Annotated in this window: 26 protein-coding genes and 1 tRNA gene; 16 read left to right on the top strand and 11 right to left on the bottom strand. The window is 35.7% G+C overall.

What is annotated here, in order from left to right:
- Positions 1-56: 56 nt before the first annotated feature.
- The 9 genes from CHB80_RS02185 (at position 57) to CHB80_RS02140 (ending at position 9,734) form a co-directional block, all read left to right on the top strand.
- Positions 57-743: an aspartyl/asparaginyl beta-hydroxylase domain-containing protein gene (locus CHB80_RS02185; protein ID WP_089369787.1), complete on the top strand. Its 687-nt coding sequence runs from the start codon at positions 57-59 to the stop codon at positions 741-743.
- A 164-nt stretch (positions 744-907) separates the two neighbouring features.
- Positions 908-989 (top strand) — tRNA-Leu (locus CHB80_RS02180).
- A 382-nt stretch (positions 990-1,371) separates the two neighbouring features.
- Positions 1,372-3,159, top strand: a complete 1,788-nt coding sequence (locus CHB80_RS02175) for a ParB/RepB/Spo0J family partition protein (RefSeq protein WP_089369786.1) — start codon at positions 1,372-1,374, stop codon at positions 3,157-3,159.
- 439 nt (positions 3,160-3,598) lie between these two features.
- Positions 3,599-4,435 carry a DUF932 domain-containing protein gene (locus tag CHB80_RS02170; protein WP_089370747.1) on the top strand — a complete coding sequence of 279 codons (837 nt, stop codon included), beginning with the start codon at positions 3,599-3,601 and terminating at the stop codon, positions 4,433-4,435.
- Between the two features lie 756 nt (positions 4,436-5,191).
- Positions 5,192-5,536, top strand: a complete 345-nt coding sequence (locus CHB80_RS02165; RefSeq protein ID WP_089369785.1) for a single-stranded DNA-binding protein — start codon at positions 5,192-5,194, stop codon at positions 5,534-5,536.
- A 78-nt stretch (positions 5,537-5,614) separates the two neighbouring features.
- Positions 5,615-6,064 carry a JAB domain-containing protein gene (locus tag CHB80_RS02160; RefSeq protein WP_089369784.1) on the top strand — a complete coding sequence of 150 codons (450 nt, stop codon included), beginning with the start codon at positions 5,615-5,617 and terminating at the stop codon, positions 6,062-6,064.
- A gap of 641 nt (positions 6,065-6,705) precedes the next feature.
- Positions 6,706-7,107 carry a BfmA/BtgA family mobilization protein gene (locus CHB80_RS02150; protein ID WP_089369782.1) on the top strand — a complete coding sequence of 134 codons (402 nt, stop codon included), beginning with the start codon at positions 6,706-6,708 and terminating at the stop codon, positions 7,105-7,107.
- An 11-nt stretch (positions 7,108-7,118) separates the two neighbouring features.
- Positions 7,119-8,150, top strand: a complete 1,032-nt coding sequence (gene mobB, locus CHB80_RS02145; protein WP_089369781.1) for a MobB family relaxase — start codon at positions 7,119-7,121, stop codon at positions 8,148-8,150.
- A 3-nt stretch (positions 8,151-8,153) separates the two neighbouring features.
- Positions 8,154-9,734 (top strand): type IV secretory system conjugative DNA transfer family protein, encoded by a 1,581-nt coding sequence (locus tag CHB80_RS02140; RefSeq protein WP_089369780.1) that lies wholly within the window; start codon positions 8,154-8,156, stop codon positions 9,732-9,734.
- 1 nt (position 9,735) lies between these two features.
- Here the strand turns inward: CHB80_RS02140 and CHB80_RS02135 are convergent, their stop codons facing one another.
- Genes CHB80_RS02135 through CHB80_RS02125 form a run of 3 tightly spaced genes read right to left on the bottom strand, consistent with a single transcriptional unit; the run spans position 9,736 to position 11,723 of the window.
- Positions 9,736-10,266 carry a hypothetical protein gene (locus CHB80_RS02135; RefSeq protein WP_089369779.1) on the bottom strand — a complete coding sequence of 177 codons (531 nt, stop codon included), beginning with the start codon at positions 10,264-10,266 and terminating at the stop codon, positions 9,736-9,738.
- Between the two features lie 56 nt (positions 10,267-10,322).
- Complete coding sequence (locus tag CHB80_RS02130) at positions 10,323-11,006, bottom strand: hypothetical protein (protein ID WP_089369778.1); 684 nt, start codon at positions 11,004-11,006, stop codon at positions 10,323-10,325.
- Positions 11,007-11,033: 27 nt separating this feature from the next.
- Entirely contained in the window at positions 11,034-11,723 is a 690-nt protein-coding gene (locus tag CHB80_RS02125; protein ID WP_089369777.1) for a hypothetical protein, read from the bottom strand.
- Positions 11,724-11,778: 55 nt separating this feature from the next.
- Here CHB80_RS02125 and CHB80_RS02120 point away from each other — a divergent pair, with 55 nt between their 5' ends.
- The 6 genes from CHB80_RS02120 to CHB80_RS02095 are packed head-to-tail and all read left to right on the top strand — an operon-like array spanning position 11,779 to position 17,739.
- Positions 11,779-12,066: a helix-turn-helix domain-containing protein gene (locus CHB80_RS02120; RefSeq protein WP_089369776.1), complete on the top strand. Its 288-nt coding sequence runs from the start codon at positions 11,779-11,781 to the stop codon at positions 12,064-12,066.
- A 5-nt stretch (positions 12,067-12,071) separates the two neighbouring features.
- A complete protein-coding gene (locus tag CHB80_RS02115; protein ID WP_089369775.1) occupies positions 12,072-13,322 on the top strand; it encodes a type II toxin-antitoxin system HipA family toxin in 1,251 nt (416 codons plus the stop codon).
- Positions 13,323-13,340: 18 nt separating this feature from the next.
- Positions 13,341-15,263: a hypothetical protein gene (locus CHB80_RS02110; protein WP_089369774.1), complete on the top strand. Its 1,923-nt coding sequence runs from the start codon at positions 13,341-13,343 to the stop codon at positions 15,261-15,263.
- 2 nt (positions 15,264-15,265) lie between these two features.
- Positions 15,266-16,300, top strand: a complete 1,035-nt coding sequence (locus tag CHB80_RS02105) for a hypothetical protein (protein ID WP_089369773.1) — start codon at positions 15,266-15,268, stop codon at positions 16,298-16,300.
- Positions 16,269-16,673 carry a hypothetical protein gene (locus tag CHB80_RS02100; RefSeq protein ID WP_089369772.1) on the top strand — a complete coding sequence of 135 codons (405 nt, stop codon included), beginning with the start codon at positions 16,269-16,271 and terminating at the stop codon, positions 16,671-16,673. The genes CHB80_RS02105 and CHB80_RS02100 overlap by 32 nt, the downstream gene beginning before the upstream one ends.
- Positions 16,674-16,680: 7 nt before the next feature.
- On the top strand, positions 16,681-17,739 hold the full coding sequence (locus tag CHB80_RS02095) for a toll/interleukin-1 receptor domain-containing protein (protein WP_179218064.1): 1,059 nt from the start codon (positions 16,681-16,683) through the stop codon (positions 17,737-17,739).
- A gap of 82 nt (positions 17,740-17,821) precedes the next feature.
- On the opposite strand, the gene CHB80_RS02090 is transcribed toward CHB80_RS02095, so the two are convergent.
- From CHB80_RS02090 to CHB80_RS02050, 8 genes are all read right to left on the bottom strand, one after another.
- Entirely contained in the window at positions 17,822-18,187 is a 366-nt protein-coding gene (locus CHB80_RS02090) for a nuclear transport factor 2 family protein (protein WP_089369770.1), read from the bottom strand.
- A gap of 7 nt (positions 18,188-18,194) precedes the next feature.
- On the bottom strand, positions 18,195-19,031 hold the full coding sequence (locus CHB80_RS02085; protein ID WP_089369769.1) for a DUF4138 domain-containing protein: 837 nt from the start codon (positions 19,029-19,031) through the stop codon (positions 18,195-18,197).
- A 31-nt stretch (positions 19,032-19,062) separates the two neighbouring features.
- The gene (traM, locus tag CHB80_RS02080) at positions 19,063-19,992 is read right to left on the bottom strand and encodes a conjugative transposon protein TraM (RefSeq protein WP_089369768.1); all 930 of its coding nucleotides are present in this window, start codon (positions 19,990-19,992) and stop codon (positions 19,063-19,065) included.
- A complete protein-coding gene (locus CHB80_RS02075) occupies positions 19,973-20,596 on the bottom strand; it encodes a conjugal transfer protein TraK (protein WP_089369767.1) in 624 nt (207 codons plus the stop codon). The genes traM and CHB80_RS02075 overlap by 20 nt, the downstream gene beginning before the upstream one ends.
- Before the next feature lie 11 nt (positions 20,597-20,607).
- The gene (locus tag CHB80_RS02070) at positions 20,608-21,450 is read right to left on the bottom strand and encodes a hypothetical protein (RefSeq protein ID WP_089369766.1); all 843 of its coding nucleotides are present in this window, start codon (positions 21,448-21,450) and stop codon (positions 20,608-20,610) included.
- 2 nt (positions 21,451-21,452) lie between these two features.
- Positions 21,453-22,028: a conjugal transfer protein gene (locus CHB80_RS02065; RefSeq protein WP_089370746.1), complete on the bottom strand. Its 576-nt coding sequence runs from the start codon at positions 22,026-22,028 to the stop codon at positions 21,453-21,455.
- A 4-nt stretch (positions 22,029-22,032) separates the two neighbouring features.
- Positions 22,033-24,435 carry a TraG family conjugative transposon ATPase gene (locus CHB80_RS02060; RefSeq protein ID WP_089369765.1) on the bottom strand — a complete coding sequence of 801 codons (2,403 nt, stop codon included), beginning with the start codon at positions 24,433-24,435 and terminating at the stop codon, positions 22,033-22,035.
- A 307-nt stretch (positions 24,436-24,742) separates the two neighbouring features.
- Entirely contained in the window at positions 24,743-25,030 is a 288-nt protein-coding gene (locus CHB80_RS02050) for a hypothetical protein (RefSeq protein ID WP_089369763.1), read from the bottom strand.
- Between the two features lie 189 nt (positions 25,031-25,219).
- On the opposite strand from CHB80_RS02050, the gene CHB80_RS02045 reads away from it, so the two are divergent.
- Positions 25,220-25,852 (top strand): N-acetylmuramoyl-L-alanine amidase family protein, encoded by a 633-nt coding sequence (locus tag CHB80_RS02045; RefSeq protein WP_089369762.1) that lies wholly within the window; start codon positions 25,220-25,222, stop codon positions 25,850-25,852.
- Positions 25,853-26,062 lie beyond the last annotated feature (210 nt).

Below are 26,062 nucleotides of genomic sequence, written 5' to 3'. Positions count from 1 at the left end.
TTTGTTTAAAAGTACTAAAATTGAACTACATTTAAGAGATATTAAATGAATAGCTTATGAGTCTTTCTAGTGCACGTTTTCCTTTTAATTTTTCTGAAGATAGACTTCTTAGAGATTATAAAATATGTGAGTCTTTTGCCTTTTCAGAACATTATAATAGTAACGATTATGATGGGAGTTGGAAATTGATAGCCCTTCGATCTATGGATGGAGCCACAGATAATGTACGTGCTTTTTCTCTTACGGGAGAGTTTTTTGATACGCCTTTGCTTGAGAAATGTGCTTATTTTAAAGAAATTATAGACACTTTTAAATGCGATAAAGAGGCGATACGTTTATTGAATTTAAGTGCTGGGAGTCGTATTCATGAGCATACGGATCTTGATTTAGGGTATGAGGATGGTTTGTTTAGAGTACATGTGCCCATTACTACTAATAAAGATGTGCGATTTTATATCAATAAGGAATTAGTTACCATGGAAGTAGGGAGTTGTTGGTATGGGAATTTTAACTTACCACATGCTGTCGAAAACAATGGGACTTCAGATAGAATTCACTTTGTCATGGATTGTAAACGAAATGCATGGAGTGATGCTTTATTTGCAACATTAGGATATGATTTTGAGCAAGAAAATAAACAAGCATCTTATTCTGAAGATGAGAAACAACGCATTATTGAAGAGCTGAAACGACAAGGAACAGCAGTTTCTCAGGAGTTAATTCAAAACATATTAAATTCTTGATTAAAATTTGCTAAAAAATTATTTTGCAATAAAAAACTATTCTTATATTTGCACCCCGTTACAAAGAGATGCGTAACGATTTATTGAAATGCGGGCGTGGTGGAATTGGTAGACACGCTAGACTTAGGATTAAACCAAATAAAAAGTGTTAAATTGCACTTTATGCGGGTGTGGTGGAATTGGTAGACACGTCAGACTTAGGATCTGATGCCGCAAGGTGTGGGGGTTCGAGTCCCTTCACCCGCACAAAAGTCGAAGAGAAATCTTCGGCTTTTCTTATTTAAAAATAGGTGCTAAAAATTGGATAGGTACAACATAGGTACAACATTTCCCTCTTTTTCAACACTTAATTGAATTTCATATTAGATGATTTTATTCGATACCAAACTAAATTTTATTTGATTATAAATTATATTTTCTAATCTAATTTAACTTTTGTCCTTCGATTGAGAGTTTATTATCATACAATATACACGCAAGGTAAACTCGTAAAATACTTCCATCAAAAGACTACGGCATAAAGCCGACGCTTTCGCCCCTTCTCATTTATTCCGTTTCCTTTTGAGCGAAGATTTTATCTTCCGTTTGGTTTCTGCTCAAATATTGTTTAATCAAAAATTTGAGTATTATGACAACAAAAGCGAGTACCACAAAGAAGCGCAGTAGAACTAAAGTAGCTGCCAAGAATGAAGTAAATGGAAAGAAATCATCCGTACTTGAAATTCAGAACTTACCGTTAGGTAAAATAAAGCCTGACCCAGAACAACCGAGAAAGACTTTTAACGAGGATGCGTTAAAGCAGCTTTCCAAGAGTATTGAAAAGCACGGTGTGTTGCAGCCAATCACATTAAGGAAACTAAATGAACATTATGTCATCGTGATGGGTGAACGTCGATATCGTGCAAGCAAGCTGGCAGGAAAAAAGACTGTACCCTGTATCGTGAGGACTTATGAGAACAATGATGTTCTTGAAGTTCAGATTATCGAAAATCTGCAAAGACAGGATGTAGAACCTACCGAAGAAGCTGAGGCTATTGCTTACCTAAGCGAGAAATATGCACCTACCGAAATTGCGAAGCGATTGGGTAGAACGGATAACTTCATCAGACAGCGTTTAAAATTAGCTGGATTGATTGACGGTTTCAAGCAATTTGTACGCAATGGCGAAATGACGATTTCCTTGGGTGTAGGTGTCGCACTCTTTGAACCGGAAGAACAGCAGATGATGTTGGAAACGATGGGCGAGGGTTTTAATGCACATCAGATAAATAGGATGATTAAAGACCAGACCTACGATTTGGAAAAAGCATCTTTTGATGTAACCGATAAAAAATTGGTCCCGAAAGCTGGGTCGTGTGTTGAATGTCCGTTCAATGCAGCCAATCAAGGCAATCTATTCGGCGAAGGAAAAATGGTCTGTACAAAAGCAGCCTGTTATGAGACGAAGAAAAGCAAATCGCTCTTGAACCTGATTGAAAAGTCCAAGAAAGAGAATATCCTTTTAATCCCTGAAATACGACAATATTGGGCAGATGACGAAAGCAATCAGCTCATTATATCGCAATTGGAAAAGAATGGACTCAAAGTCTATCTACTGGATGATGTTGAAATTATAGAGAATCCGATTGAGCCAACAATCGAGGGTATTAAGATAGAATATCAACATTACGATTATTCTGAAGATGAATTAAAGGCAGAATTGGATGAAGCAATGCAGAATTATAAAGAAGCATTGGAAAAATTCAATTCAGCAAAAGAAGAAGGATTTAAAAACGGTATTGTGTTCCATCCCGATTCATTCCAGCACAAGGAAATTTTTGTAAAGATTGTTGAAAAATCAAAGAACGATTCTACGGAATATTCGACACCATTGGCCAACAGAAAAATGGCTGATTGTACACCTGAAGAACAAATTGTAAAAATCAACGAAAGGGAAATCCGCAAGAAGCAAATCGAGAACAACAAGCAGTTTGAAGAAGTGGTGCAGATGATTCGTGAGACAAAATACATTGATACGAAGAAGACACTTTCAACAGATGAAATGGTTGCATTCTCGATATCGCTATTTGAAAACAATGTGGATTATGTAAGTCAGCAAAAGTATTTCTCAAAGTTCTTGGGAGACACTTCAAAAATGACCAAAGTCGAAATGGTAGAGAATTTCAAGAAGAATTTCAAAAAGGAAATGTTTCATAGGCTGATACGGTATATGCTCAAAAAGCAAGTGCATTTTGGCGAAAGCAATCACGTCAATAATCTTACCAATATTTCATTTTATAATGCGATACAGGGATATTATAAATCTAAGATTGCCGGCATAGAAAAGGAATATGCCGAAAAACGAGACAAGCGTGAAGCACATTTGAAAGAGCGCATCATGGTTCTTGAAAAGCAAATTCAGGAACTCAACGAGTAGCTTTTGTTGTGTGAAGAGGGGTCGGCATTCGTGCTGGCCCTTTTTCTTTTTTATGATAGTGTTTTGAAAGATATGTTCATAAGGAAGGGGTTATCAATCAATAGTTAGCGCAAAGGTAAACTCGTAAAATACACCCATCAAAAGACTACGGCATAAAGCCCACGCAACATCCTACGCTTATTTATTCCGTTTCCTTTTGAGCTGAGATTTTAGCTTCCGTTTGGGTACTGCTCAAATATTGTTTAATCAAAATACATCATTATGAAACGAGTATCTGAAGAACCTAAAATTTCGCTTCAAGAAGCGGAAAAGCATTATGAACAAAGTAGCGAAAGTTACAGCATTGATAGTGGCGAAAGCCATTTGGCTTATTACAGGGATAAGCATCCCAACTATTACCGAGTATTATCAGAAAATGTTTAATCTAAATTCAAAAGCTATGTATTTACAAAATTTGCAACAGGATGAAATCTTTGTTCCATCCGAAATGAAATCCTTAAAAAGTCTGACCCAGATGGAATCCCGAAGAGGGCTTGAAAATGTCATTATCTCAAATGGCAAAATCGTCAATGTGGTATCGAACAGCTATGGCCATATTCAGAATCAACTATTCTTCAAGAAAGCTGAAGAAATGCTGACCGATGCACAGCTGAATTTCCACAAGCGCACCATCAACAAAAACGACAGGTCGTTCATTACAGATTTTATAATCGACGACAAAAGCCAGTTTACGGTCAAGAACCATAAGGACTTGATACTACCGATGCTTCGGTTCAAGAATTCGTATGACGGAAGTGAAAAGACCTCTGGACACTTCGGGTTTTATAGAGAAGTGTGCTCAAACGGTCTACACGTATCACAAGCCGAAATCGAGTTTTCCATAAAACATAGTAAGAACAATACACACTTGATTATGCCGAGATTGAACAACCTATTCGATAAATTTCTGGACAATGAATTTTACACCATTACCAAGAAATTCGACAAGATGAAGGAATTTAAAATCATCGACACACAAGAATTTGTAAAGGCGATTCTCGACAAAACGAAACTATTCCGGTACGAATGTAGCGATAAGAACAGCGACCCGTCGAAAAAATCTCGTGAGGTCATCGAAATATTGAACTATGAAGCGTTACTGCTTAATGAAGAACCAAATCTATGGTTGGGCTATAATGCCTTCAATTCAGTACTACATAATGTCTTGAAGAAAAGCTTTGGCCAACAGGAACGCTTAGATAAAAAGCTGTTTGATGAAGTCTATGCTATGGCATAAAGTTAATATAGGTTTGTCCAGTACCTTAAACTGGATGACTAAATATATAATAAACGGATACTTCCAATCCACTCAGCACATTTCCCTACATTCCACGCTCGCCTGCTGAAAAAGCAGACAACCACTTCATTTCGTGAAAAGAGCTTCCCTACAATGGTCATGGACATAATCTACAATTTCTGCTCTCCATTCCGTTAACCCTTCCCGCTATGCTGGGAAGGAACACTTTATTCCAGAGCCAAAATCGTGAATCAAGTCCGCTTTTCTAATCGGAAAGCCATCACCTTGATTTTCTTGACAGGATTTTCGGCGAGGACTTCTTTAGCCCTCATTTTGAAAATCCCTAAAAACCAAACCGCTGTCTTACACATTTTAAGGGGTTTATAATGGATAAAGCCTTTGTTGTTTTTCGGGTCGTCAAAAAACAGGCACGACATAACCAATTCTAATATAAACACAGCTACTTATCTCGCTTAACTGTCGGTACGCTCAAACGCAACTGCGTTTAAAAGAATTGCTAATGCCCTTATGGAACTTGTCAAGACTGTACAAAGTTTTAGTGAAAAATAAGGTTTCTACTTCCTTGAAATTCCAAGGAATTTACTACGTCGCAAACACACCTGATTTTACCCTAAAAGTCTTGACAAAACCCACTCTATCCATTGTGCGATGCACGAAAGAAAAGAACAAACACCCCTTAAAATTTAATCTGTTTTAAATCAATAGGGGAAATATAAATCACTTAAATATTTTATTATGAGTACTATTAGAAATCACGTACAATTGATTGGAAACGTTGGACAAGAGCCAACCATTACTAACCTTGAAAGCGGAAAGAAAGTAGCCCGCTTTTCACTCGCTACGAACGAGTATTACAAAGACAGCAAAGGCGAAAAGCAAACCGACACGAATTGGCATACGGTTGTAGCCTGGGGTAAGACGGCTGAAATCGTTGAAAAATTTGTCGAAAAAGGCAAAGAGGTTGGAATTACAGGGAAACTAAAGACCCGAACCTACACCACCGATGATGGCAACCAACGCTATGTAACGGAAGTTGTAGCCGATGAAATCCTTTTACTTGGAAGTAAAAGCGACAAGTAATCTTTAAAAATAAAGAGGGCGTTCCTCTGGAAAGTTGCGCCCTCTTTTTCATTATTCACATTTTAAATACTATAAACAATGAAAGCACAAGTTAATGAAATAAAAATAAGTTATAAAGGTGGGCTAAAATCTTCAATGTGGCAGAAAATTAGTAATTCACAAGATGCTGCAGAACTGCTCTATGAGGATTGGGATAAAGATTCAATCGGCATACAAGAATCTTTTAAAGTTGTTCTGTTGAACAACAGCAATAAGGTAAAAGGGGTATATCAATTGTCACAAGGTGGAATTACAGGAACCTTAGTTGACGTAAGAATTTTATTTGCGGTTATTTTAAAATCTTTATCGGTAGGCATCATATTAACGCACAATCATCCAAGTGGTAAATTGGTACCAAGTGAAGCAGATAAGCAATTGACGAACAAGATTAAGAACGCATCGAAACTGTTTGACATAAAACTTCTTGACCATTTAATACTAATTCCAGATGGGAATTATTATAGCTTTTCTGATAATGGACTTTTATAAATTAGAAAGCTATGATATATCTAAATTTTACCGATTTGAACGAGGAAACACAAGAAAGATTACTTGCGAATTCCAAAGAGGATATAAAGGAAAAGTATGGCAAGGATATAATGGATTATGCCACCAAGCATAGTGCCAATTTAGATAAGATGTTGGATGAAGAAGCATTACGGAATTTGTATTCCTATACCTATGTGTTTAATATCTGATTTTCAATAATTTTAAAATAAGCACCTCTGAAATTTCAGGGGTGTTTTTGTAAGTAATTAATATATAGTCAAGAAAAAAACGTATCTTTATTTCGCTGAAATTCAGCATTCAAATTCAAGTAGGGTTATCCACTTTTCGACTTTCGCTGATAACCCTGCACATCGAAAAATAACAAATCGGAAAATCATTTTCCCTGAAAATGGCAATCGACTCTATAGTCGGATTGTATGGATTTTTGTCACGCTTGTGCGTGACGAAAAGGAATAGCAAGAGGGTAACACGCTTCGCGATGTTTCGGATTCCTTTTCGTTTTCAAACAGCTGATTGCCAGCGATTTAAATATATTTTAAATTCTTGACAATCAGCTATTTGCGACAAACGGGCTGGAAACGCCCATTTTTAGGGAAGATTTTGCGACAAATCGGCGAAATATGGACTCATTTACTGGAATTAGATTTAAAAAGGAAACCGCAAAACGTTTCCAAACTTTCTCACGGACTTACTTCAAATCGCACACCGAAGCGATGTCCACGATGCTCGATTTTTTCTTCTATAATGAAATTTCGCCAAAGGAAAAATTAGGACCAACTGGACGTACTATGGAAGCTAAATTACTCAAAAGAATAAATGCGGTCATTGCCATAATGCGAGACGTGGAAAAGACACAAACCAAACCTACGGTGGCTATGATTCAATCGCTGTTTGAAACAGAAGAACCTAGCAAAAAACCGCTAATTATAGAAAAGAAATATGCCGAAGAAAAGAAGGAAGTCCGCTTTCAAGAAAAGCCTGCCTCGTCAGCAGACAGGCAAAACCAAAGCAACCAACTATAAATTTTTGAGCTATGTACATTACAATAACACCTCAAAAATTAGGCAACAATTATTCACAAAGTTCGGCTGATTTTGTAGGGTATTTGGAGAAGGAAAATCAAGGCTTCGAACAGCACGATATGGAACACTTTTTTAATCAATATGGCGATGAGATTTCTGCGGAAGAAGTGGTCAAAGAAATTGATGGAAACACCGCAAAATTGAAAAAGAAAGAACCTAAGTTTTATTCGATTACAGTCAGTCCTTCAAAATATGAATTACGAAAACTTCAGAACAGTAGTCAAGATTTAAAAACCTACACTCGTGAACTAATGAAGGATTATGTTGCCAGTTTCAATCGAGAAATCAACGGAAGACCTATAACCATCGATGATATAAAATACTATGCGAAAATTGAGCACCAAAGAACATTCAAGGGAACAGATTTTCAGATTAAAGAGAACCAACCTTTCGCAACAAAAATACTTCAGCTCAAAACGGATATCCGAAATATCCAAGAAGGACGAACTGAAGGGAATATTAAAAAGATGAAAAAGGAAATCGCTAAACTGGAACGCCAAGCACCACATCAACAAAATGGAAAACGGATAGTTCAGGGAATGCGAAAAGATGGAGACCAAAGTCATATCCATATCATCGTGAGCAGAAAGGATGTTTCAAATTCGGCTAGTCTTTCGCCAGGAAGTAAGCACAAAGCTTCAGAAGTTGAAATGCACGGCAAAAACATAAAGCGAGGTTTTGACAGAGACAAATTTTTTGAAAGAGCAGAAAAGACATTCGACAAAACTTTTGGCTACAAACGCAACTTTGCCGAAACCTACAAAGCACGAAAGGATTTTGTAAAAAATCCGAATCTATATTTCGCTGCTTTGATGAAATTACCAGCCAATGAAAAAGCGTTGGCTTTCAAAATGATTACCAAAAGTGGCTTGCCAATTATTCCAAGTATTCCAGTTAGTCAAGCACAAATTGCACTTCGGGTTTTCAAACGGTTAAGACGTGGTGCAGAAGTGGCCATCAAATCAAGTTCAATAGGAATTTAGGGTATGGAAATGAACAACCTTATAACAATACTTTCAATTATTGGTTTAGCCAGTACCATTTTCTATGCGATGTTTCGAGTAAGCAAATATGCGTTTTTATTAAATATTACGATACTTGCTTTTTTCCTATTCTATACTTCTGAAGGAAATGAATTAATATCGATATTATTGTATTTGGTTTGTCCTCTTATGCTAATTAATACAGGACTGTATGTTTTTCTTCATAAAACTGAAAACGCACAAAATGGAAATGCTAAATATCAGGTCAGATTTTCTACGACCAAAGGGAATTTCAAATTGGATAATATCAAAAGAGGCGCGTCCATAATCGGTTCTGCCGGAAGTGGAAAGACAGAAAGTGTGGTGTATGGATTTCTAAAACATTTCCGGAGAGAGCGTTTTTGTGGAATCATTCACGACTACAAAGATTTTGAGCTGACCGAAATGGCGTATCCTCTTTTTAAGGATAGCGATATTCCTTTTAAGGTCATTTCCTTTGATAAAATTATTCACAGGGTAAATCCCATAGCACCACGCTATTTAGAGAATGAGGAAAGTGTAAACGAAGTCTCAAGGGTACTAATTGAAAATCTTTTGGAACAAAGGGAAAGCGGAACTACAGGAACAACCAAATTCTTTAACGATGCAGCCGAGGGATTAATTGGTGGATTGATTTGGAAACTGAAAACCGACTATCCTAACTACTGTACGTTGCCACATTTAATAGCGATTTATCAAATGCTCGATACCGATAGTCTTATTCAGTTTTTGGAAACCAACACCACTTCGAGAGCAATGGCAGATGCTTTTATAAGCGGAAAGGATTCGGATAGGCAGACAGCTGGTGTGAAAAGTACCCTGGCTAATGCGCTGAAACGAATTAGTACACAACGAATTTTTATGGCACTATCTGCAGACGAAGTGCCATTGAATATCAATAGTGAGGAAAACCCTGCAATTATTTCCGTGGTCAATAACCCAAAATATGAAACGTCTTATTCGCCCGTCATCGCCACTATTATTCACACCATTACAAAACAAATGAGCTTACGAAATTCTAAACCGTCTTTCTTGCTGATGGAAGAAGCACCAACGATTCGCTTGTTGAATATGCACCGTATTCCGGCAACGCTTAGAAGTTATGATATTGCCACCATCTATGTAATGCAGGACAAAATCCAGAACGATATGATGTATGGCGATAAGGCGAGCAAAGCGATTTTGAGCAATCTGTCCTATCAGTTTTTCGGAAAGGTTAATGACCCAGATACTGCCAAATATTACGAACGTTTTTTTGAAATCATCAAAGACCCAACGAAAAGCATCAGTCGTGGCCATAATCTCGATTTTGATACTCGCATTACAACTGGGGAAAAGGAAATTCCAAAAATTAGAGCTGGTGTGTTCTTCAGATTGAAACAGGGCGAATTTATCACGTATGCAGATGGGAAGGATAAGAAAGTACATTTTAAACTATCTAATATCATCAGGCAGCTACCGAAGGAATCAAAGCAATTTTCTCAGGCTGATTTAGAAGCTAATTTTGAGCGGGTTTATGAGGAGGTGAAGTCAATTTTTAATTAGCTTAACCTTTTGGTATCCAAAATTCCAAATCAAAATTTCGAAGTCTTTCGATAAATGCTTTCTGTGAAACCATAATATCTTCTATCTTACTTACGAGTTTTTTGATATACGTAAGTCTAACCGATTTTCCGTGACCAAAAGACCATCTTTTACCATTGGGTTCTTTTTCAAATTTCATTTTGGGATTGATACAATGGATAATGATATCATTGTCCTTAGCTATGGGCTCTGACCATATACCGTGAATGAAAGAGTTGCGTTCTGATTTTATATAACTTACTTCATTTAAAATTTCAGCCAGAATTTTCTTTTCGTAGTCATATTTTACATTTATCGTTTTAATGAGTTTGATATTCGCATCAAGACTATTCTTTTCAAAAAGATAAGCATTGAGAACATCATCATCTGATATAAATGCCCCGAGCATATCTCGGACAAGTACTTCCATTTTGGCAAATCTATCTGAGAGCAGTCCTATATAGAAATAAAATTCTTTTTCGATGTCTTCATATTCTTTGTAACGTTTTGCCATAATTTAAAAACCAGTTTGTTTTAATTAATAATTTTTCTATTGCTTCTAAGTTCCTTTTATTCTTCTTCATCAGACTTGTCGAAATTAATATTACGAATAGATTTGTATGATTTCCAATAATTTTTATCAGTCATTAACCCTGGAATAACGTCGTCATAGCCAAATTCGTATGGATACTCTTCAAGGAGTTCAGTCCTATATTTAGAGATATGGTCCCCGTAAAACTGTATGATGTTTTTGTGGTTTCTAACCATGTCAAAAATAGATTGAGAAAGCAACTTTGCATAGCGTTCTTCGGACCTGGATTGTTTCGTATGGATAATTTCATTTCTTAGGTTTTCAAGCTCAATAAAAGGCATCCACCAGTCCTCACGAGTTGGGTCAGGAGAATTCAAAATTGGGCGTATCACTTTTTTAAACTTTTCACGTAGTTCAAATTTTCGTTCGATTGCTTCTTTGGAATATATGGTTTTTACACCATTGGCTTCTGTTTGGTATTCCCATCCTGCTGGTATACATATATTAGCAAAAGCTTCCAAGGCTGTATATGCAAATATGACCGCCTGAATAATTATCTCAAAATAGTCGTAATACTCTTTTTGTTTTTCTAAAGAAGGAAAACTACCATGCCATTGTTTATGTCGTGGTAAAATGACTTTTTCGTAAAACTCCATAGCCTGATTCAGGCATCTATCAGCAATATTGGAGTACAATGCTACGTCATTGGGCTGAATAAGCATCGTTTCTAAGTGGTCAAATACTAATACCTAATTGGAATCAAAGATAAATCGATGAGTAAAATTATCCTGATTGAGTATTATGTGGGGCTTTTTGACTCGCCAATCCCTGTCCTTTCTGTAGTCTTTGGTAATTTCTTTACCAACTTCCAATAATGGGTTGAGTACCTTCCAACTACCATCTGTAAAGGTTAAATACTTTTTGTTGTTCTTTCTTGAATATGAAGTTTGTATGGCAGTTTTCAATTCACTTTCTTTTTCTTGATGTAAGTGAGCGATTGTATCAAAGGCAGAAGCCAACATGGTTACATAATCGATTTTCTCTGGTAGAGGATGAAAAAGAAATTTTAAGATGTATGTATTCTCAAGTTCAAAGTGGAGTGAAAATGGCGCCATCTCAATACCATCTATTTGTGACATACTTTTAAAAATTTCTAGAAATAAATCAAATTTTTCTAAAAAGTCGTTATATGCTTCTGATAATGGAGCTACGTGATTTTCTATAAAAGGTATAGATGCGAAGATTTCGAAAAGTGACGAATTGTAAATCCAATCTCTGTCATCTATATCTGGCTCATCTGATGGAACTACATCCACTGAAATTTCAACAGGAGTTTTTTTTGTTTTTAAATTTTCGATCAAGACTTTATCAGTATAAAGTTTGAATTCTTTTCTATCCGTATGAATTAATATATCTTTTTTAATCTTTGGGTAATTCATAAAATGTTGTTTATTTACTACAAAAGTAATATATTTGTCGCAAATAAACAACAAAATGAATTCTAAGAAAACAATTATTCTTCCAAAGTATCAGAAGATTTTTGAAAACATAGGTGAGAATATAAAGCTAGCCAGAAAGAGAAGAAAGCTAACAACCGAGCAAGTTTCAGAACGTGCAGGTATTCATAGAGCTACCCTTTATCGTATTGAAAAAGGTGACCCAGCTGTAGCGATTGGTTTGTACTTTAATGTATTTAGGGTACTCAATCTTCAAGATGATTTTCTAAAGTTAGCAGTGGATGATGAATTTGGTAGAAAACTGCAAGACCTTGATTTATTATAAATATTATGGCAACAGGAAAATTTGACATATACGTATTTGCAGATTGGGCAGCTTTAGAGAAACCAACCTTGGTAGGCATACTTTCCGCTCACTTTGCTAAAGGAAAAAAAGCATTTAGTTTTGAGTATGACAAGGATTGGTTAAAAACCAATGCACAACGATTGTTAGACCCGGATATAGAGTTTTATTCGGGGCCACAATATCCAGCTAACAAAGAGAATTTCGGTATTTTTTTAGATAGTATGCCAGACACTTGGGGTAAGACCTTAATGAAACGTAGGGCTGCTCAAGATGCCAGAGCAAAGAATGAAAAGGCACCTACACTCTATGAAATAGATTATTTACTTGGGGTTTTTGACGAAAGTAGAATGGGTGCTTTGCGTTTTAAAACTGAACTGCAAGGACCTTTTTTAGATAACGATGCTCAAAGCCCAACACCACCGTGGTCTTCGCTTGGAGAATTACAAGAAGCAGCTAAACAGTTAGAAAGTGATGACCAAAGTGAAGCCGTAAGAAAATGGATTGCTGTATTGATAGCGCCAGGTTCATCATTGGGAGGTGCTAGACCAAAGGCAAATATTTTTGACCTTAAGAAGAATCTTTGGATTGCGAAGTTCCCATCAAAGACAGATACCATAGATAAAGCCGCTTGGGAGTTTTTAGCCTATAGACTAGCAACTGCCGCAGGTATACATATGGCAGATTCTAAAATAGAAAAGATAAGCGGTCAGTACCATACGTTTCTGACCAAAAGATTTGATAGAGAGACTGAAAAACGCATTCACTTTGCTTCAGCTATGACGATGACAGGTAATACAGAGGATATTATAAAAGAGTCTGCGCCAAGTTATCTCGAAATTGTAGAATTCATAGAAAATTATGGTGTGGATGTCGAGGCTAATTTACATCAACTTTGGCGACGTATAGTATTTAATATAGCGATATCTAATACGGATGACCATTTGCGAAATCACGGATTTATATTAACCGAAAAAGGTTGGGTTTTATCGCCTGCTTATGACCTAAACCCCTCGATAGAGAAAGATGGTTTGTCTCTAAATATAGATATGGATGATAACGCTTTAAGTTTTGATTTGGCTAAAAGTGTTGGCGAATATTTTAGATTAAATAATACAGAGATGGAAACTATTTTAAATGAAGTGTTATCCGTAGTGAAGAATTGGAAAACTGTGGCACAAGAAATAGAAATCAAAAATGCAGAAATTGAATTGATGGCTGGAGCCTTCAGGTGGTAAGAGAAGCAAGAAAATCAGATGAGTTATATAACAATTAAAAACGATGAGCAGAAAAATTATGGGTTGGTTCGCAAAACTGACTTAAATCTAAGAGCAAAATATCCCGAACTTCAAACCTTTATTTATCAAACTTCGGACGACTCTTTCATCATTTATATCAAAAACAGAAAGGTTGATTTTGGTACTATCGAAGAAGAATTTGAAAAATCTATTAAACCAATTTTTCTTCCAGTTGCAATTTCTACAAGAAAACCTAAAGGGAAAACCAAATTAATTCCATCTTTAGAGGATAGGGATATCCCCAAAGGAATGCAAGGGGTGCTAATGCCAATGTCTCGATGGGCAGATATGTTAATGTCTAAGTTTCCACATATTAATTTTTATAAAATAACGGATGAACAAGGGATTTTAAACATACATATAGCTAATTACTGGATAGAACAAAACGGTATCAGAAAAAAACAGTTTTTGACAAGGTTTCAAGAAGGGAATCTCATAGATTTCTTAAAAAGATACCAAAGTGGGCTGGAATTTAGAATACATATAGACGAACTTGAAAGTCCGCCAACTCAGCAGAATGGGTTTTCAAAAGATGAAGCTGCTGTTTACTATTGCAATCATATTGTTCGAAACAAGCCTAAATTCATACAACGTGACGAATCAATCTGGTACGATAATATCAATGCTATTTACGAAGGTAATTTTAGAAAAAATGGTCTCTTCTTTCTCAACGAAAATGAGTATGCGTGTTATATTGACTTTAGCGTCTTTCCAAATGTAGATTTGCGCTATTGCATCTTGTTATACCAACGTATATTCTTATCGCCACCCATAATCAAAAATATGGACGAGTGGTTCAAACAGCTATCCATAAAAAGGTCAGATTTCCTCGAATTAATTCTGCGTGAACGTATCACGTTGATTCTCGTTCAGGATATTTCACGTTATGACAGGAAGTTTCTTGACGAAGTTTTTGCTTTAAAACCCGATGCTATTGTTTCTAGAAGAGCTGTAGCTTGCTTGCAACAATGTGATATAGTTGAAACTGCGGATAACTACCTATTTGGTGATGGGATTTCTATAAAAGAACTAAAATTTATAAGTGAGATAGTTGCGAAAAAAAGCAAAATGGATGCTTCTATCCTTTTTAAAACGTTGACCTGGCCCATTACTGCCAAGCGTGAAAGTTTTGACGTTTTACAATTGGGAGGGATTCTAAGCGCTTCGGTTTATGGTGTAAACAAAATTATTGACAATCCACCTCAGGGAAACATTAGTGAGAGTAGTGAGTTTATGCTCAATGTATTTTCCTATGCGGCGCACCTTTCTAATTCATTGAATGCTACATATTTCCCAGTAAAAGGACAAGACGGATTTACGGATGCTACCTACACAGAAACTATGGGTACTTTATTAAACTTCTATAAACGGGCAACAATCAATTCTCTTAAAGATTTTGTTGATGGTGAACAACAGCTAATAAAGGGGAACACACTTATAGAACCAATAGAGCTTATAAAAATGAATGACTACATACCAATACTGGAATTGGAAGAAGTTCTGAGCAAAGAGATTGTATATCCCAATAGCAAGAGGTTGCTTGAAACTTTGGCAGGCCTCAATCCCGAAGAACAAAAGCAAAAAGTTGAAGTGTATAATACCGAAGTGCAAAAGTTTCTGAAATCCCAAAGAAAAACAGGTGTCATTATAGATTTAAGTGCGCAAACACTTAATCTAGCTATTGGTGTGGCCAGTGGTGTACCCACTGGACCAATGTTGTTCGTACTTAAGCTGTTGGGCAAAAAAACCTTAAGAAGTTTAAATCCCGTTCGTGGATTAATGGAAAAAATTGAACTGGCATTGAATCAAGATGAGAAAGATACTATGAATATTCACTACCTCTCTCGTATTAACAGAGTAGCTAAATTGAAAGAGTATTAGGTATGGATAGAGAAGAAAGAATAAAACAATATTTAGCATTTGTAGAAGACGAAAAGGCGTGTAAATTATCTGAAAATGCAAAACTAATCCAATCCTTCACTAGCTTTTGTGAAACCATAAACATTAAAGTGAGGCTAAGTGATTTTGACTACCAAATGGGATTAGGTATTTTATGTAGTTACGAAAATATAGTATTAAAACTAAATGAACATATAAGCGTAGATAAGGAAGGTTTGGTAGATTTTCAAGTTCTCTCAGAATTATTTGAAAAGAAATTGTTTTCTGAAGGTGCACTTTTTGCACCAAACTATATTCTATTTGCTAGCAATTATTTTAGAAGAGGATTTTATTCTGGTAATAATTTCGCACCAAGGTTTATTGAGCATTTTTGGAAACACGATTTTCAGTATAATGACGTGAGTATTGCATTGGATTTAGACAGAGTGCGAATAGACATCGATGGTCCTGTCCTTATTGAAGAAGATACCTGGTATGGTGGAAAATTCACCAAAGAGATTTCAAAAATAAAAGATGGTGTTTCCAGCTTAAGACCACCACAATATTTAGACGATATAGAACTTGATTTCCTTTTTTCAAAAGCATATGCGTTGGATGTGTATTGGTACACATATGATGAAATCAAAGTTTTCCAAGCATTAGAATTTAAGCAACCAAGTATCACAATTAATATAAATGAAGTAAAATATTTTCCAGTACGCTATGTTCACGCGGAATTTGATATGAATTCAAAAGTATTTCGCCATTTTGATGGGGCACTGCAGCTCTATACCGAAGATGAATATTTCGAAAGAAGAGATAATAACTTTAACACCAAGACTAAAGGTGAATATCAAGTAAAAAGTAAATCAAAAAAGTTATTTAAAATCAACGGCGATTTGTCCGTTGAAGACTGGATTAAGTTTATAAGTCATTTCTTTGCGAAGAATCCTCTGATTTTAGAATATTTTGAGGGTAAAGAACCAGATTACTTGACCCCTTACCTTAATGCGTTTAAAAAAAGTAAAGGAATTAAATAACCAAAAAAATATGAAACTGGAAAAAGAAGAAAAAACAAACGAAACTAAAGGAATGCTTTATGAGGCCTATCTGAATAGAGGCTTAAGATTTGATAGACGTCAAAAGCGTGCTTCAAAAATGGAACTTCTCAATCTTATGAATACCGAAAACGGAAAAGGATTTAAGTTTCACGGTAGTGCTGAAAAACAACTTAAAGAATTAAAAGAACGCCTGACTAAAGCTACTCAGCTAATGATTAAGCATCTTGATTTAGATGATGTAAATGAGAAAGCACTGATTAATTTCTTAGAAGACATTAAGTACTCACATAACTCTGAAGAAATAGTTCAATTAGTGGATGAAGCACTTTATTTTACTCAGGAAAATAAATAAATCCTATATGAAAGAAACCAAAGAAATATTTATTAGTCACTCAGGAAAAGACAAAAAAATAGTTGATGATTTTATTGATTTACTATTGATAGGTGCATTAGGTATACAAATTGATAAAATATTTTGTACCAGTACAGATGGAATGAAAATAAAATCTGGTGCTGACTGGCGTGACTCAATAATGGGTGCATTGCAACAGGCAAAGGTTAATTTTCTAATTATCTCGCCCAACTACAAGGAAAGTGAAGTTTGTATGAACGAGATGGGTGCTGGTTGGGTAACTTCTGCCGAAGTAATTCCTTTGATTATCGAGCCAATAAATTACAAAACTGTTGGTGTTATTCAAGAGCCTATTCAAATTGAAAAGCTACTCGATGAAAAAAGCCTTGATAGAATCAAGGATATTTTACAAGAACAACTTGAAATACCGAATAGCTTGATAAAGAGCGACCGTTGGACAGCCAAAAAGAAAGAATTCGTTTTAAAGACCAAGAAATACTTGAAAGAGAATCCTTTTAGAGAACCGTTGGACAGAGAGGAATTTAATTCATTAATTAAGGAAAAAGAGGAGCTGGAAACAACGCTTACAAAGCTCATCGAAGAAAAGTCAGAGTTGGAGGACTTAGTGGAAGATTTAAAAAAAGCCAAAGACAAAAATGAGGTGTTGGAAATAGTAAAGAAACATTCTGATACAACTGAATTTGAAGAATTTCAAGAGCTATGTCAAAATGTTGAATATCATTTAGATGATTTCCAACCTATTATTCGAGGAATAATCTTCAAGGCTTTCTCTGGTAAAGAAATAACTATTAATTGGGAACCTTATCGTGAGGATATTGATTTTGCAAATGCTAATGATTATATAGATGGTTATATGGATGCCGATTTTGAAAGTACTCAAGAAATGCAGAAAGTGTCAAAGGCACTATATCAATTAGAGAATTTTATAAATTCTGAATTAGCAGAAGACTTTTATGAACTATATAAAGAAAATTACAAGTCAAAACTTTCACTTTCTAATATGGGATTTTGGGAAGAAGTAATTGATGTAAAGATACTTATATAGTAAAAAATAAACATTATTTATCACTTTATGGTGCGGGTTTTATGATTATTGAATCACTAAGACTGATACTACTTACAGGTGCTTAAAAAGGCCCGTTATCCCTCGGTCCATTATGGGTTACTTTCCATTGTCCATCTTCTTGAATCAACTTATATACACCAGGTTTAGGGTCGTAAGCTGTGGAATATTTTATCCAAGCCACACCACCTTCTATTGCCTCATCGACAACCTTGAAATTGGATTCTAAGTTCTTATCTTCAGCAAACATTTCCTGAATACTGGAAAGATTGGCATAGCCTTCTGCAGTAGTATGATTTTTTAGCGTTGCTTTATCACCGTGATAAAAGCTTTCGGCGACAACCTTGGCGGTATCAGAAGGGGACATAATTTTGTTCCCGGAACAGGAAATAAAAAACAATAGTAATGAGCAAACGACAATTTTTTTCATAATAGTATTAATTTGGGTTATTGATATATCTATGCGATAGTTTCATTTCTATGTTCCGTTCGCCATCCTTTTCATTCAATTCCAAAATTGCCCTACGGTCATCGGATAATGAAAATTTGGGCAACACATAAACAAAGCGAGCCGTTTCATTTTCCTTAATCTTGGACGGCAGATTATGTTTATATATAGGTTCTTTATAGAGTCGTTGCAACGATTTCCTTTTCCCTTTTTGCCGAGTTTCAATCGAAAGGTTCAAGAAATTCAAATCGTAATCCAACGTAGAATTATTTTCAATCTCGATAACAAAATAGAGCTCATCTTTATCAAAAACAATATTCTCTACATTCAAGATAATACCTTCGTTTCGTTTCTTGATTCGCCCTATGCGCTGTTTTCTTTCCAGAAGATACGAGCAGAATTTTTGGTAATAATAGGTGCTGTTATCTACAAGTTCTTCAGAAGATTCAACAAGAACCGAATCCTTTGCAATCGGCCTTTCATTGCCGATACTATTGGATAGCGGAATGAAATAATTGAGCTTAGAAAGCTGAGATTTATACCTTACAATATACGAAAAAATTGAGCCATTTCTGTTGATTACCAATAGATTGCTTTCCTTTCCTGGCTTTGCTTGGAGCAAGCCGAAATACTGTTCTTTTTCTCTATTGTAGGTAAATACAAAGTTATCTGAACCAGTTATGCCTTGACGTACAGGTTCCGGAAAAAACAACGCTACGTTTTTGGTGTCGTTTGCGTAAATAGTGTCGAGTAAATGAGTGGTTTGTGCGTTTACTTTTGCGAAAGCGGAAATAAACACAAGGACTATTATAATTGAATTTTTCATAAGAGTGGAATTTTAAATGCCCATTATGGGCTCATAATTTAGGCTTTAGAATTAATCTATAATTGTTTAATACGGTTACTTTTACATTGCGGTTGCTACGCCGAAGCACCTTTGTAACGCCACCTACTTGCGGAACAGTAGGTATGTTGATGTCGCCAATAATATCGTCCAAAACTTCGGTGGTGGCTTCTGCCCGAAAATTGTTCTCTACGTAGATGCCCTCACTTCCGTCCTGTAAATCGAAAGCTTTGAGTTTGGTAGGATGATGCTTGATGTTTTCAATTTCAATCAAGGCACGATTGGGCTGAAAGCTGATAAACCCAAAAACGAGCGTGTTCTTAGGCATTTGCTTTCCATTTATCAGAGCGTTTTTGGTAAGGCGCATTCGTAAACGCGTGTTTGCTTTTACTACTTGGTCACCATCTACAACAACATAAATAGTTGCATCTGTATTGCCTATAATCGAAATTTCATTAGGTTTAGGCGAAGCGGCAAAGAACAGCTGGTGCTCAAGTCCCAATTCTTTGGCTTCGATTTTTTGTTCTCTTTTAATTTCAGTTGAGTCAATTTGTTCAATACTTTTTTGGACGGTTTTCTTTCGTCCAATATTCTGATATTCTTTTTCTGAATATTGAATCCTTCCTGCATTATAAATACTATCCACAATGCGTTCTTTTTCTCGTTCTGGTAAATCTGGGTCATAAAAACCCAGAGAGTCTATCAATTTTTCATCATAGATGCTGGGTGCATTGTTTTCACGTACTTTTTTCAAGTCGTTAATCGCATCCAATTTGGAATCATATTCTTTTTGGTCTTCTGCTAAATCTGGCACTAAGGTCTGCTTAAGGTTTTCGGTTTCACTTTCATCATCGCCCATTACCATTACAGAATAAGAAATCAGAAATATGAAAATTACGGCCAATACCGCTGCAAATACTATTTTATTCTTTTCTACTTTCATCGTATAGTTTTTTTAAGGTGTTTTCGAAGTAATTTGTAATCAATAATCCGTGCGGATTGTTTGGAAAGTTTCGGTCTACCGGAATTAAGTTTCCACTAGAAACAAGTTCGTAGGTATCGATTATTGAACCTCTATTGATTTCAAAAATGGTAACAGTTCTAAAAGCGTATGTTCCGTTTTGTTCTTCGATTTGTGAATCAATGCTCAGTACTTTCTGAACTAGCGAATATTGTAGCAAACGGTTATAGACACCATCTGCTTTTTTCTGTCGATATAAATTGTCCACGGAACTATTACCCAACCAAAGTGCTTTTTCTAAATTACGCTCGTAATTACTGGCATCGATATTATAGAAGTAGTTGTGGAACAGGTCTAAATGGGCTAACGCTTCTACCTTGAAATTTTCTTTTTGGGTTACGAGCTTCAGGGGAATTATACTGCCATCGGTATTAATGGCAAAGGCGCTATTTAGCGCTTCTTTATTCGTTTTATATGCCATCCATAATGAAAAGGTACTGGATAGCATTGCAAATATGACAACTGCCAACACGATGAATCTGTTCAACTTTAAGACTGCGTAGATGTTTTTGTAAGGTGTTTTCACTTTTATTGGAATTAACTGGTAAACAATCTGAGGGTAAATGATGTGGCTCGCTTGTATAATTTGAATTTTAGAAAAACAATGAAGCCAACTGAACCAAGTTGAACCACGGGCGCAAAAAAGCCCTGGCCAACATCTGTCCCAAAAAGGTTCGTCCAGAAATTCGTATTGATTTCAGTATAGAGCGCATTTACAAATACATTGACCAAAAAGAAAGCAGGCACCAACATATAGACAGCAGCGTACAATTTGAAGAACGTATAGGCAAGTGAGCGAAATTTTTCAAAAACTGCCAGACTTATAACGAGTGGAAAAAAGGCTTGCATTATGCCTAAAAGAAAGAATCGTTCTGCCAAAAACAGCGGATATATAAACAAATCTAAAATCCAAAGAATGATGCCGATGATAAAAGCAAATATTTTGAACCCATATAAAGGCGTAACTAAAGCTTCATAAAGTAATGTCATTGCATTTTTAGCAGCATCCATTAAATTGATATCTTCTTCGATAGGAATGTCTTGCATCTGCAAAGGCAACAAAGCAGGTGCTGTTCCTCTATATTGTCCTTCAATGGAAACTAAAATACTATCAAAGAAACCAAGTACCTGAGTTGAGAAAATGACCAGAAGAACAATGGCAAAATTTTTTGCCAGGTCCCCTGGACTCAATCCCCAAGTATAACCATCCTTATCCGCAATGCCCTCGTTATATTTTTTTAGGATATTGACCAGAAAGAAGAGCACAGCAAGCGTTTTCATTCCTGCAATAGTATATTGCGAGAAACTACTGTTCTGTATGGTTTGAAACACCGCATCAACGTATTCCAGTCCAATCCCTAAAAGTATGGTTGCGGTCATTTTTAATATTCGGTTTCTCGATTATTTATTTTATCCTGCATTTTTCTAAAGGAAATGATATCCGTGTAACGTCTTGTCTTTGTGGTGATGTTAGCAACCATTTCCTTTGATTCCTGCTCTTTCTGTTTTAACACTTCAGCACGTTCGGCATCAGACATTTTTAGATTATCGCTGGATAAGATTTTGCCCATAAAATCAACCGTGTCCAAAGAGTTTTGGACTATGGCATCGAATGATTCCGCAACTCGTGTTACTTCTTCTGGTTTGATATAGGGTGAGTTTAAAATATCCTGCAAATCGTTTTGCATTACATTGATAAGACGTTGATTGTTCTGTGCAATTTCCTCAACTGCCCTTAACTGTTGGACAACGCTGGATACTTTTTCTATAGCTTCTTTAGCATCTTTCAGGAATTTTACAGACTTAATCATTTCAGCTGTCTGCTTGCCTGATTCTATAAGTTGTTTTACTAGGCTAACAAAGTTGGTATTGTCATAAACTGGCATTCCCTGGCACGCAGCGCGTGCAGGTAGTAAAAAGATGAATGCCGTTGCGATAATTAAAATTTTTGTCTTCATAATATTATGTTTTAGATGTGAACTCTTTAATTGCCAATTCCATATCATTGGTCTTTTCATAAATGGCCATTATGGCCTCGTTTTCTTGTCCATCAGTTAAATAAGCTGCATATACTTCTTTCGGAACTTCAAGGCGAAAAATGTTGCTTTCCTTGCCAATTTTGATAAACATTTCGGTATACTTCCGTGGACCAGAAAGATTGTTTTTGATGGACTTTAATTGGTTCAAGTCGTGGCTCGAAAGATTGAGTCTTTTTACCAATTCGTCATAGCCTTTTTCGTTATTCAGGCTATAAATGACCTGTGTATTTTCTAGTATGCTTGCTGATGTTGAATTGTTGGGAAGCTGATTTATGGACTGAAGAATAATGCCTATCGCACCATTCTGTTTACGAATGGCTTGATAGTAGAATTCAACACTTTCCAGTACGTTTTCGAACTTCAGTTGCTTTGCAAACTCATCGAAAAGGATAATGCCTTTTTCTGCTCTGTTTTTCCATATCGTTCTTTGGATCGCTGACTTAATCAGCTTTAACATAACGGACAAGATTTCCTTGTTATCCTTTACTTCATCCAGCTCAAAAACAATCAATCGTTTATCCTCAATTTTATAGGTCTGGTCTTCACTTACTTCAAAAAGGAAGCTGTATAGACCATCGCCGACATATTCGGACATTACGTGCAAGAAGCTTGTAATATTGAAGTAGTCGGGATGGATTTTTAAGGTGTCTAGAAGGTCTTTCTGATTCCTCTCTATAAAGTTGTAGAAACCATCTAAGGAATGATTTTCTGAAGTATTATTGTAATAATGGCGTAATATCTTTTTAACCGAAACCGATTGTGCTTTGGTAACTTTTAAATCTGAAGCAAATAATTCAAACAGAAAGACTGATAAATCTTCCAAACGTTCAGGTGTTAGGTCATTTTTATCACTTATATAAAAAGGATTGATGCCTAAATTTTTGCCACTTTCATAGCGAAGCACCGTATATTTTTCGGGATAGAGTTTGGCAAATTTGGTGTAGGATCCACCAAGGTCAATTATGACTAGGCGGACACCACTTTCAAAATACTGGCGCAGAATGTTATTTGCCAAAAAGGACTTGCCTTCGCCAGTAGGTGCAAAAATGGCAAAGTTTCTTGCCTTAATGCGCTTCTTGCGTTCGTCCCAAACATCCTTTAGAACAGGAACGTTATGTTCTCTATCATTAAAGATGATTCCAGTAGTATCAGAGTTGTAGTTTGTGTTATTAATGAACAGACACAAAGCGTGTTTTAAATCGGTAACATATAAATCGTTGTTTGAAAAATTGGATGAAAAACAGCAGTAACTATTTAGTATATAGTTCTTCCGTTCCTCGCCTCTGGGGTAGTATGGAATAATGTCTAGTTCCTTAAACTCGGTCTTTATTTTTGAACCAATTCGACTTAAATTTTCTGGGTTCTTGTCCCAATAGATGATGTTTAAATGACCACGAATAATGCGTGCATTATCATCAGCGTTGATTTGGTCAAGGATATGCTGAATTTTACCGAGGACTACTTTATTCTGCGAACCGAAGTTGGAACTTTTGTTGAGTTCCTCAACTTTCTTATCAAGTAGTTTACGCCACTTTTGTTTGTCATCCAGATATAAGATTTGATTGACGATATGATTTTCATTAAGCGTAAGCCCTAAGCCATCAATAAACCCTTGATGAAACACAAAATCGTCAGAAGTGAATTTCTCATTGGTTTTGCTACTCTGTACACTTTCGCCAAAGCACAGTTCGCTATTGATAGCCAGGGCATCAAAATGGTTTTCGCCAATATTGACGCTTTTTTTATCTAATATGATATCAGTATCAAATCCATCATTAAAGCCATTGAAATAGCCATTGGTTAACTGCTTTATGTCGTGAGCGTTGAGCGAAACAAACTTCATTTTACGACTATTGTTTATGAAGGAAACCGAATCACTAACAGAACCGATAAAGCTTTTAATGTTGTCATCTAATTGTTGGACAATCCCCTTAGAAACTTTTCGGAAAGGGTTGACATATTTTGAATTGTTTAGTGCCTTGTTCTTAGTGAGCGTAAAGAACAAAAAGCAACGATGTTCCATATAATCACGTCCTTTAAAGTGGTCGTGCGTAGCCTTTTCTAAAAATGTTCTATTGGGAAGTGCTTCTGAAGTATAGGTCTTTTTAAGGTAGATGTCCTGTTTTTGGACTACTGTACCAATAGGCAATGATTTCAAAGCCTGAAACCAGGCACCGTGTATGTCCTCAAAGTCTTTTTCAGATAAGGAATAAATCTCTGGTAACGTTCCTTCATAGCACAGGACTACATTGCCATTATTGGCAAATATGATATTGTCTTGAATATCTGCAATAGGTTGATATGCTGAAAGATTAATCTTGTTCATAGTTGAAGCCAGAGTTTCTTTTGTTACTTATTATTCTTGGAAAAGCCTTAGCCATCTGAAAAATTTGTGGGTTATGTGTTATTCTCGTTAAGGCTACGTACAAGGCAGCATTAAAAACGAGTATTCCAATTATTATCCCGAAGCTGAAAGAGAAGATTATGATGAGCAGCGAAGCCAAAATGGAAACCATCATTAACGCAAACAGGGAAATAGGCAGCCCAAAAATGACTGCCCTTTTCCTAATGTTTTTATAGACCTCGTATTTCTTCATACAGCTATTCTAATAAAGCCCTCGATGAGGGTTCATTTATACTACGATTCCTATTAAGTATGTGAAGATGCCAACAACTGCGCCAGCAATCAAAACAAACACAAGCACTCTGGTAATCCCTTTTTTAAGGTCTGCATTTTCCCCAAAGAAATGCCCTGCATTAAAAAGAAAGCCAACTAGGAAAATGACACCCAATAAAATTGGAAAAATGGTTCTGATGGTGTCGCCAACATCATTAACGGAATCTTCTATGCCACCAATTTGAGCGAAAAGCGAAGTGGATAAGAGCGAAAGAACTGATGCTAAATAGTGTGATTTTTTCATAATAAAATTGTTTAGATTTTCGTGTTGTTTTCGTTGTTAGAAATTTACATATATTTGTTTATAAATAACTGAAAATCAAATATTTGTGAATAAAATATTTTTTGAAATCAATTGAATTTAATTGCTATTATTTGGTATCAAATTCTATGAGTTTTTGAAGGAAAGTTGTTGATAACCTGAAAATTGAAAATGAAAAAAGTGCTCAAAAACGTCAGTTTTGTCTTTTTGCTTCTAAAAATGTGTATCTTTTTTGGACAAGAAACGAGTACTCAAAAACGAATTGTAATTGACGTTGGACACGGTGGAAAAGATTTTGGTGCAATAGGTATAAATGGCATCAAAGAAAAAGATGTTGTAATGAGTATTGCAAATGCCATTTTGAAGCTAAATAATAATTTAGAAAAGCCTCTGGATATTTATTTAACCAGGTATAATGATACACTTATTTCGCTATCGGATAGAACGAAGCTAGCCAAAGCTCTAAAAGCTGAAGTGTTTGTTTCCTTGCATTGTAATCATTCGGATAATCCAAATGCTAGGGGTATTGAAGTTTATGTTTCAAAAAAGCAAGCGGAATATTCTAAAGAATCTGTTTATGTCGGCTATCAAATTGAAAAGACGCTTTGCAAAGAGATAGGATATGAGAGTAGAGGTGTAAAGTTTGCAAATTTTCAGGTGCTTCGAGAAACAGTATATAATTGCGCTTCGGTTCTCTTGGAGCTGGGTTTCTTATCTAATAAAGATGAAGGCGGTTATTTGTCAAATTTCGCAAATATAAAATTTATGGCATTGGCCATTTTACTATCCATACAACAGCAATAGCATTATGAAAGATATTTTTTTAGAGTTAACCAAAAGTTTAAAAGCTATAGTAATACAATTTATTTCAGAAGTGATTTTGTTATATAAATCTTTCAGAAATTAGATTATTTCTGCATATCGCCAGCACTTTTATCAAAAGTAACTAAACTAAAAATTATCGCAAATTGATATTTATTATTTAAGTATTTGCTTAAAGAAGTAATTAATTAT

The organism is Dokdonia pacifica, assembly GCF_900188275.1.
Taxonomy (GTDB): domain Bacteria; phylum Bacteroidota; class Bacteroidia; order Flavobacteriales; family Flavobacteriaceae; genus Dokdonia; species Dokdonia pacifica.
The sequence above is the reverse complement of the archived record's forward strand: the minus strand, read 5'-3'. Positions and strand labels throughout refer to the sequence as shown.

What these genes read in the sequence shown, in the direction of transcription:
- CHB80_RS02185 (WP_089369787.1), top strand. Translation starts at nt 57, where the DNA reads ATGAGTCTTTCTAGTGCACGTTTTCCTTTTAATTTTTCTGAAGATAGA.
- CHB80_RS02175 (WP_089369786.1), top strand. Translation starts at nt 1,372, where the DNA reads ATGACAACAAAAGCGAGTACCACAAAGAAGCGCAGTAGAACTAAAGTA.
- CHB80_RS02170 (WP_089370747.1), top strand. Translation starts at nt 3,599, where the DNA reads ATGTATTTACAAAATTTGCAACAGGATGAAATCTTTGTTCCATCCGAA.
- CHB80_RS02165 (WP_089369785.1), top strand. Translation starts at nt 5,192, where the DNA reads ATGAGTACTATTAGAAATCACGTACAATTGATTGGAAACGTTGGACAA.
- CHB80_RS02160 (WP_089369784.1), top strand. Translation starts at nt 5,615, where the DNA reads ATGAAAGCACAAGTTAATGAAATAAAAATAAGTTATAAAGGTGGGCTA.
- CHB80_RS02150 (WP_089369782.1), top strand. Translation starts at nt 6,706, where the DNA reads ATGGACTCATTTACTGGAATTAGATTTAAAAAGGAAACCGCAAAACGT.
- mobB (WP_089369781.1), top strand. Translation starts at nt 7,119, where the DNA reads ATGTACATTACAATAACACCTCAAAAATTAGGCAACAATTATTCACAA.
- CHB80_RS02140 (WP_089369780.1), top strand. Translation starts at nt 8,154, where the DNA reads ATGGAAATGAACAACCTTATAACAATACTTTCAATTATTGGTTTAGCC.
- CHB80_RS02135 (WP_089369779.1), bottom strand. Translation starts at nt 10,266, where the DNA reads ATGGCAAAACGTTACAAAGAATATGAAGACATCGAAAAAGAATTTTAT.
- CHB80_RS02130 (WP_089369778.1), bottom strand. Translation starts at nt 11,006, where the DNA reads ATGCTTATTCAGCCCAATGACGTAGCATTGTACTCCAATATTGCTGAT.
- CHB80_RS02125 (WP_089369777.1), bottom strand. Translation starts at nt 11,723, where the DNA reads ATGAATTACCCAAAGATTAAAAAAGATATATTAATTCATACGGATAGA.
- CHB80_RS02120 (WP_089369776.1), top strand. Translation starts at nt 11,779, where the DNA reads ATGAATTCTAAGAAAACAATTATTCTTCCAAAGTATCAGAAGATTTTT.
- CHB80_RS02115 (WP_089369775.1), top strand. Translation starts at nt 12,072, where the DNA reads ATGGCAACAGGAAAATTTGACATATACGTATTTGCAGATTGGGCAGCT.
- CHB80_RS02110 (WP_089369774.1), top strand. Translation starts at nt 13,341, where the DNA reads ATGAGTTATATAACAATTAAAAACGATGAGCAGAAAAATTATGGGTTG.
- CHB80_RS02105 (WP_089369773.1), top strand. Translation starts at nt 15,266, where the DNA reads ATGGATAGAGAAGAAAGAATAAAACAATATTTAGCATTTGTAGAAGAC.
- CHB80_RS02100 (WP_089369772.1), top strand. Translation starts at nt 16,269, where the DNA reads ATGCGTTTAAAAAAAGTAAAGGAATTAAATAACCAAAAAAATATGAAA.
- CHB80_RS02095 (WP_179218064.1), top strand. Translation starts at nt 16,681, where the DNA reads ATGAAAGAAACCAAAGAAATATTTATTAGTCACTCAGGAAAAGACAAA.
- CHB80_RS02090 (WP_089369770.1), bottom strand. Translation starts at nt 18,187, where the DNA reads ATGAAAAAAATTGTCGTTTGCTCATTACTATTGTTTTTTATTTCCTGT.
- CHB80_RS02085 (WP_089369769.1), bottom strand. Translation starts at nt 19,031, where the DNA reads ATGAAAAATTCAATTATAATAGTCCTTGTGTTTATTTCCGCTTTCGCA.
- traM (WP_089369768.1), bottom strand. Translation starts at nt 19,992, where the DNA reads ATGAAAGTAGAAAAGAATAAAATAGTATTTGCAGCGGTATTGGCCGTA.
- CHB80_RS02070 (WP_089369766.1), bottom strand. Translation starts at nt 21,450, where the DNA reads ATGACCGCAACCATACTTTTAGGGATTGGACTGGAATACGTTGATGCG.
- CHB80_RS02065 (WP_089370746.1), bottom strand. Translation starts at nt 22,028, where the DNA reads ATGAAGACAAAAATTTTAATTATCGCAACGGCATTCATCTTTTTACTA.
- CHB80_RS02060 (WP_089369765.1), bottom strand. Translation starts at nt 24,435, where the DNA reads ATGAACAAGATTAATCTTTCAGCATATCAACCTATTGCAGATATTCAA.
- CHB80_RS02050 (WP_089369763.1), bottom strand. Translation starts at nt 25,030, where the DNA reads ATGAAAAAATCACACTATTTAGCATCAGTTCTTTCGCTCTTATCCACT.
- CHB80_RS02045 (WP_089369762.1), top strand. Translation starts at nt 25,220, where the DNA reads ATGAAAAAAGTGCTCAAAAACGTCAGTTTTGTCTTTTTGCTTCTAAAA.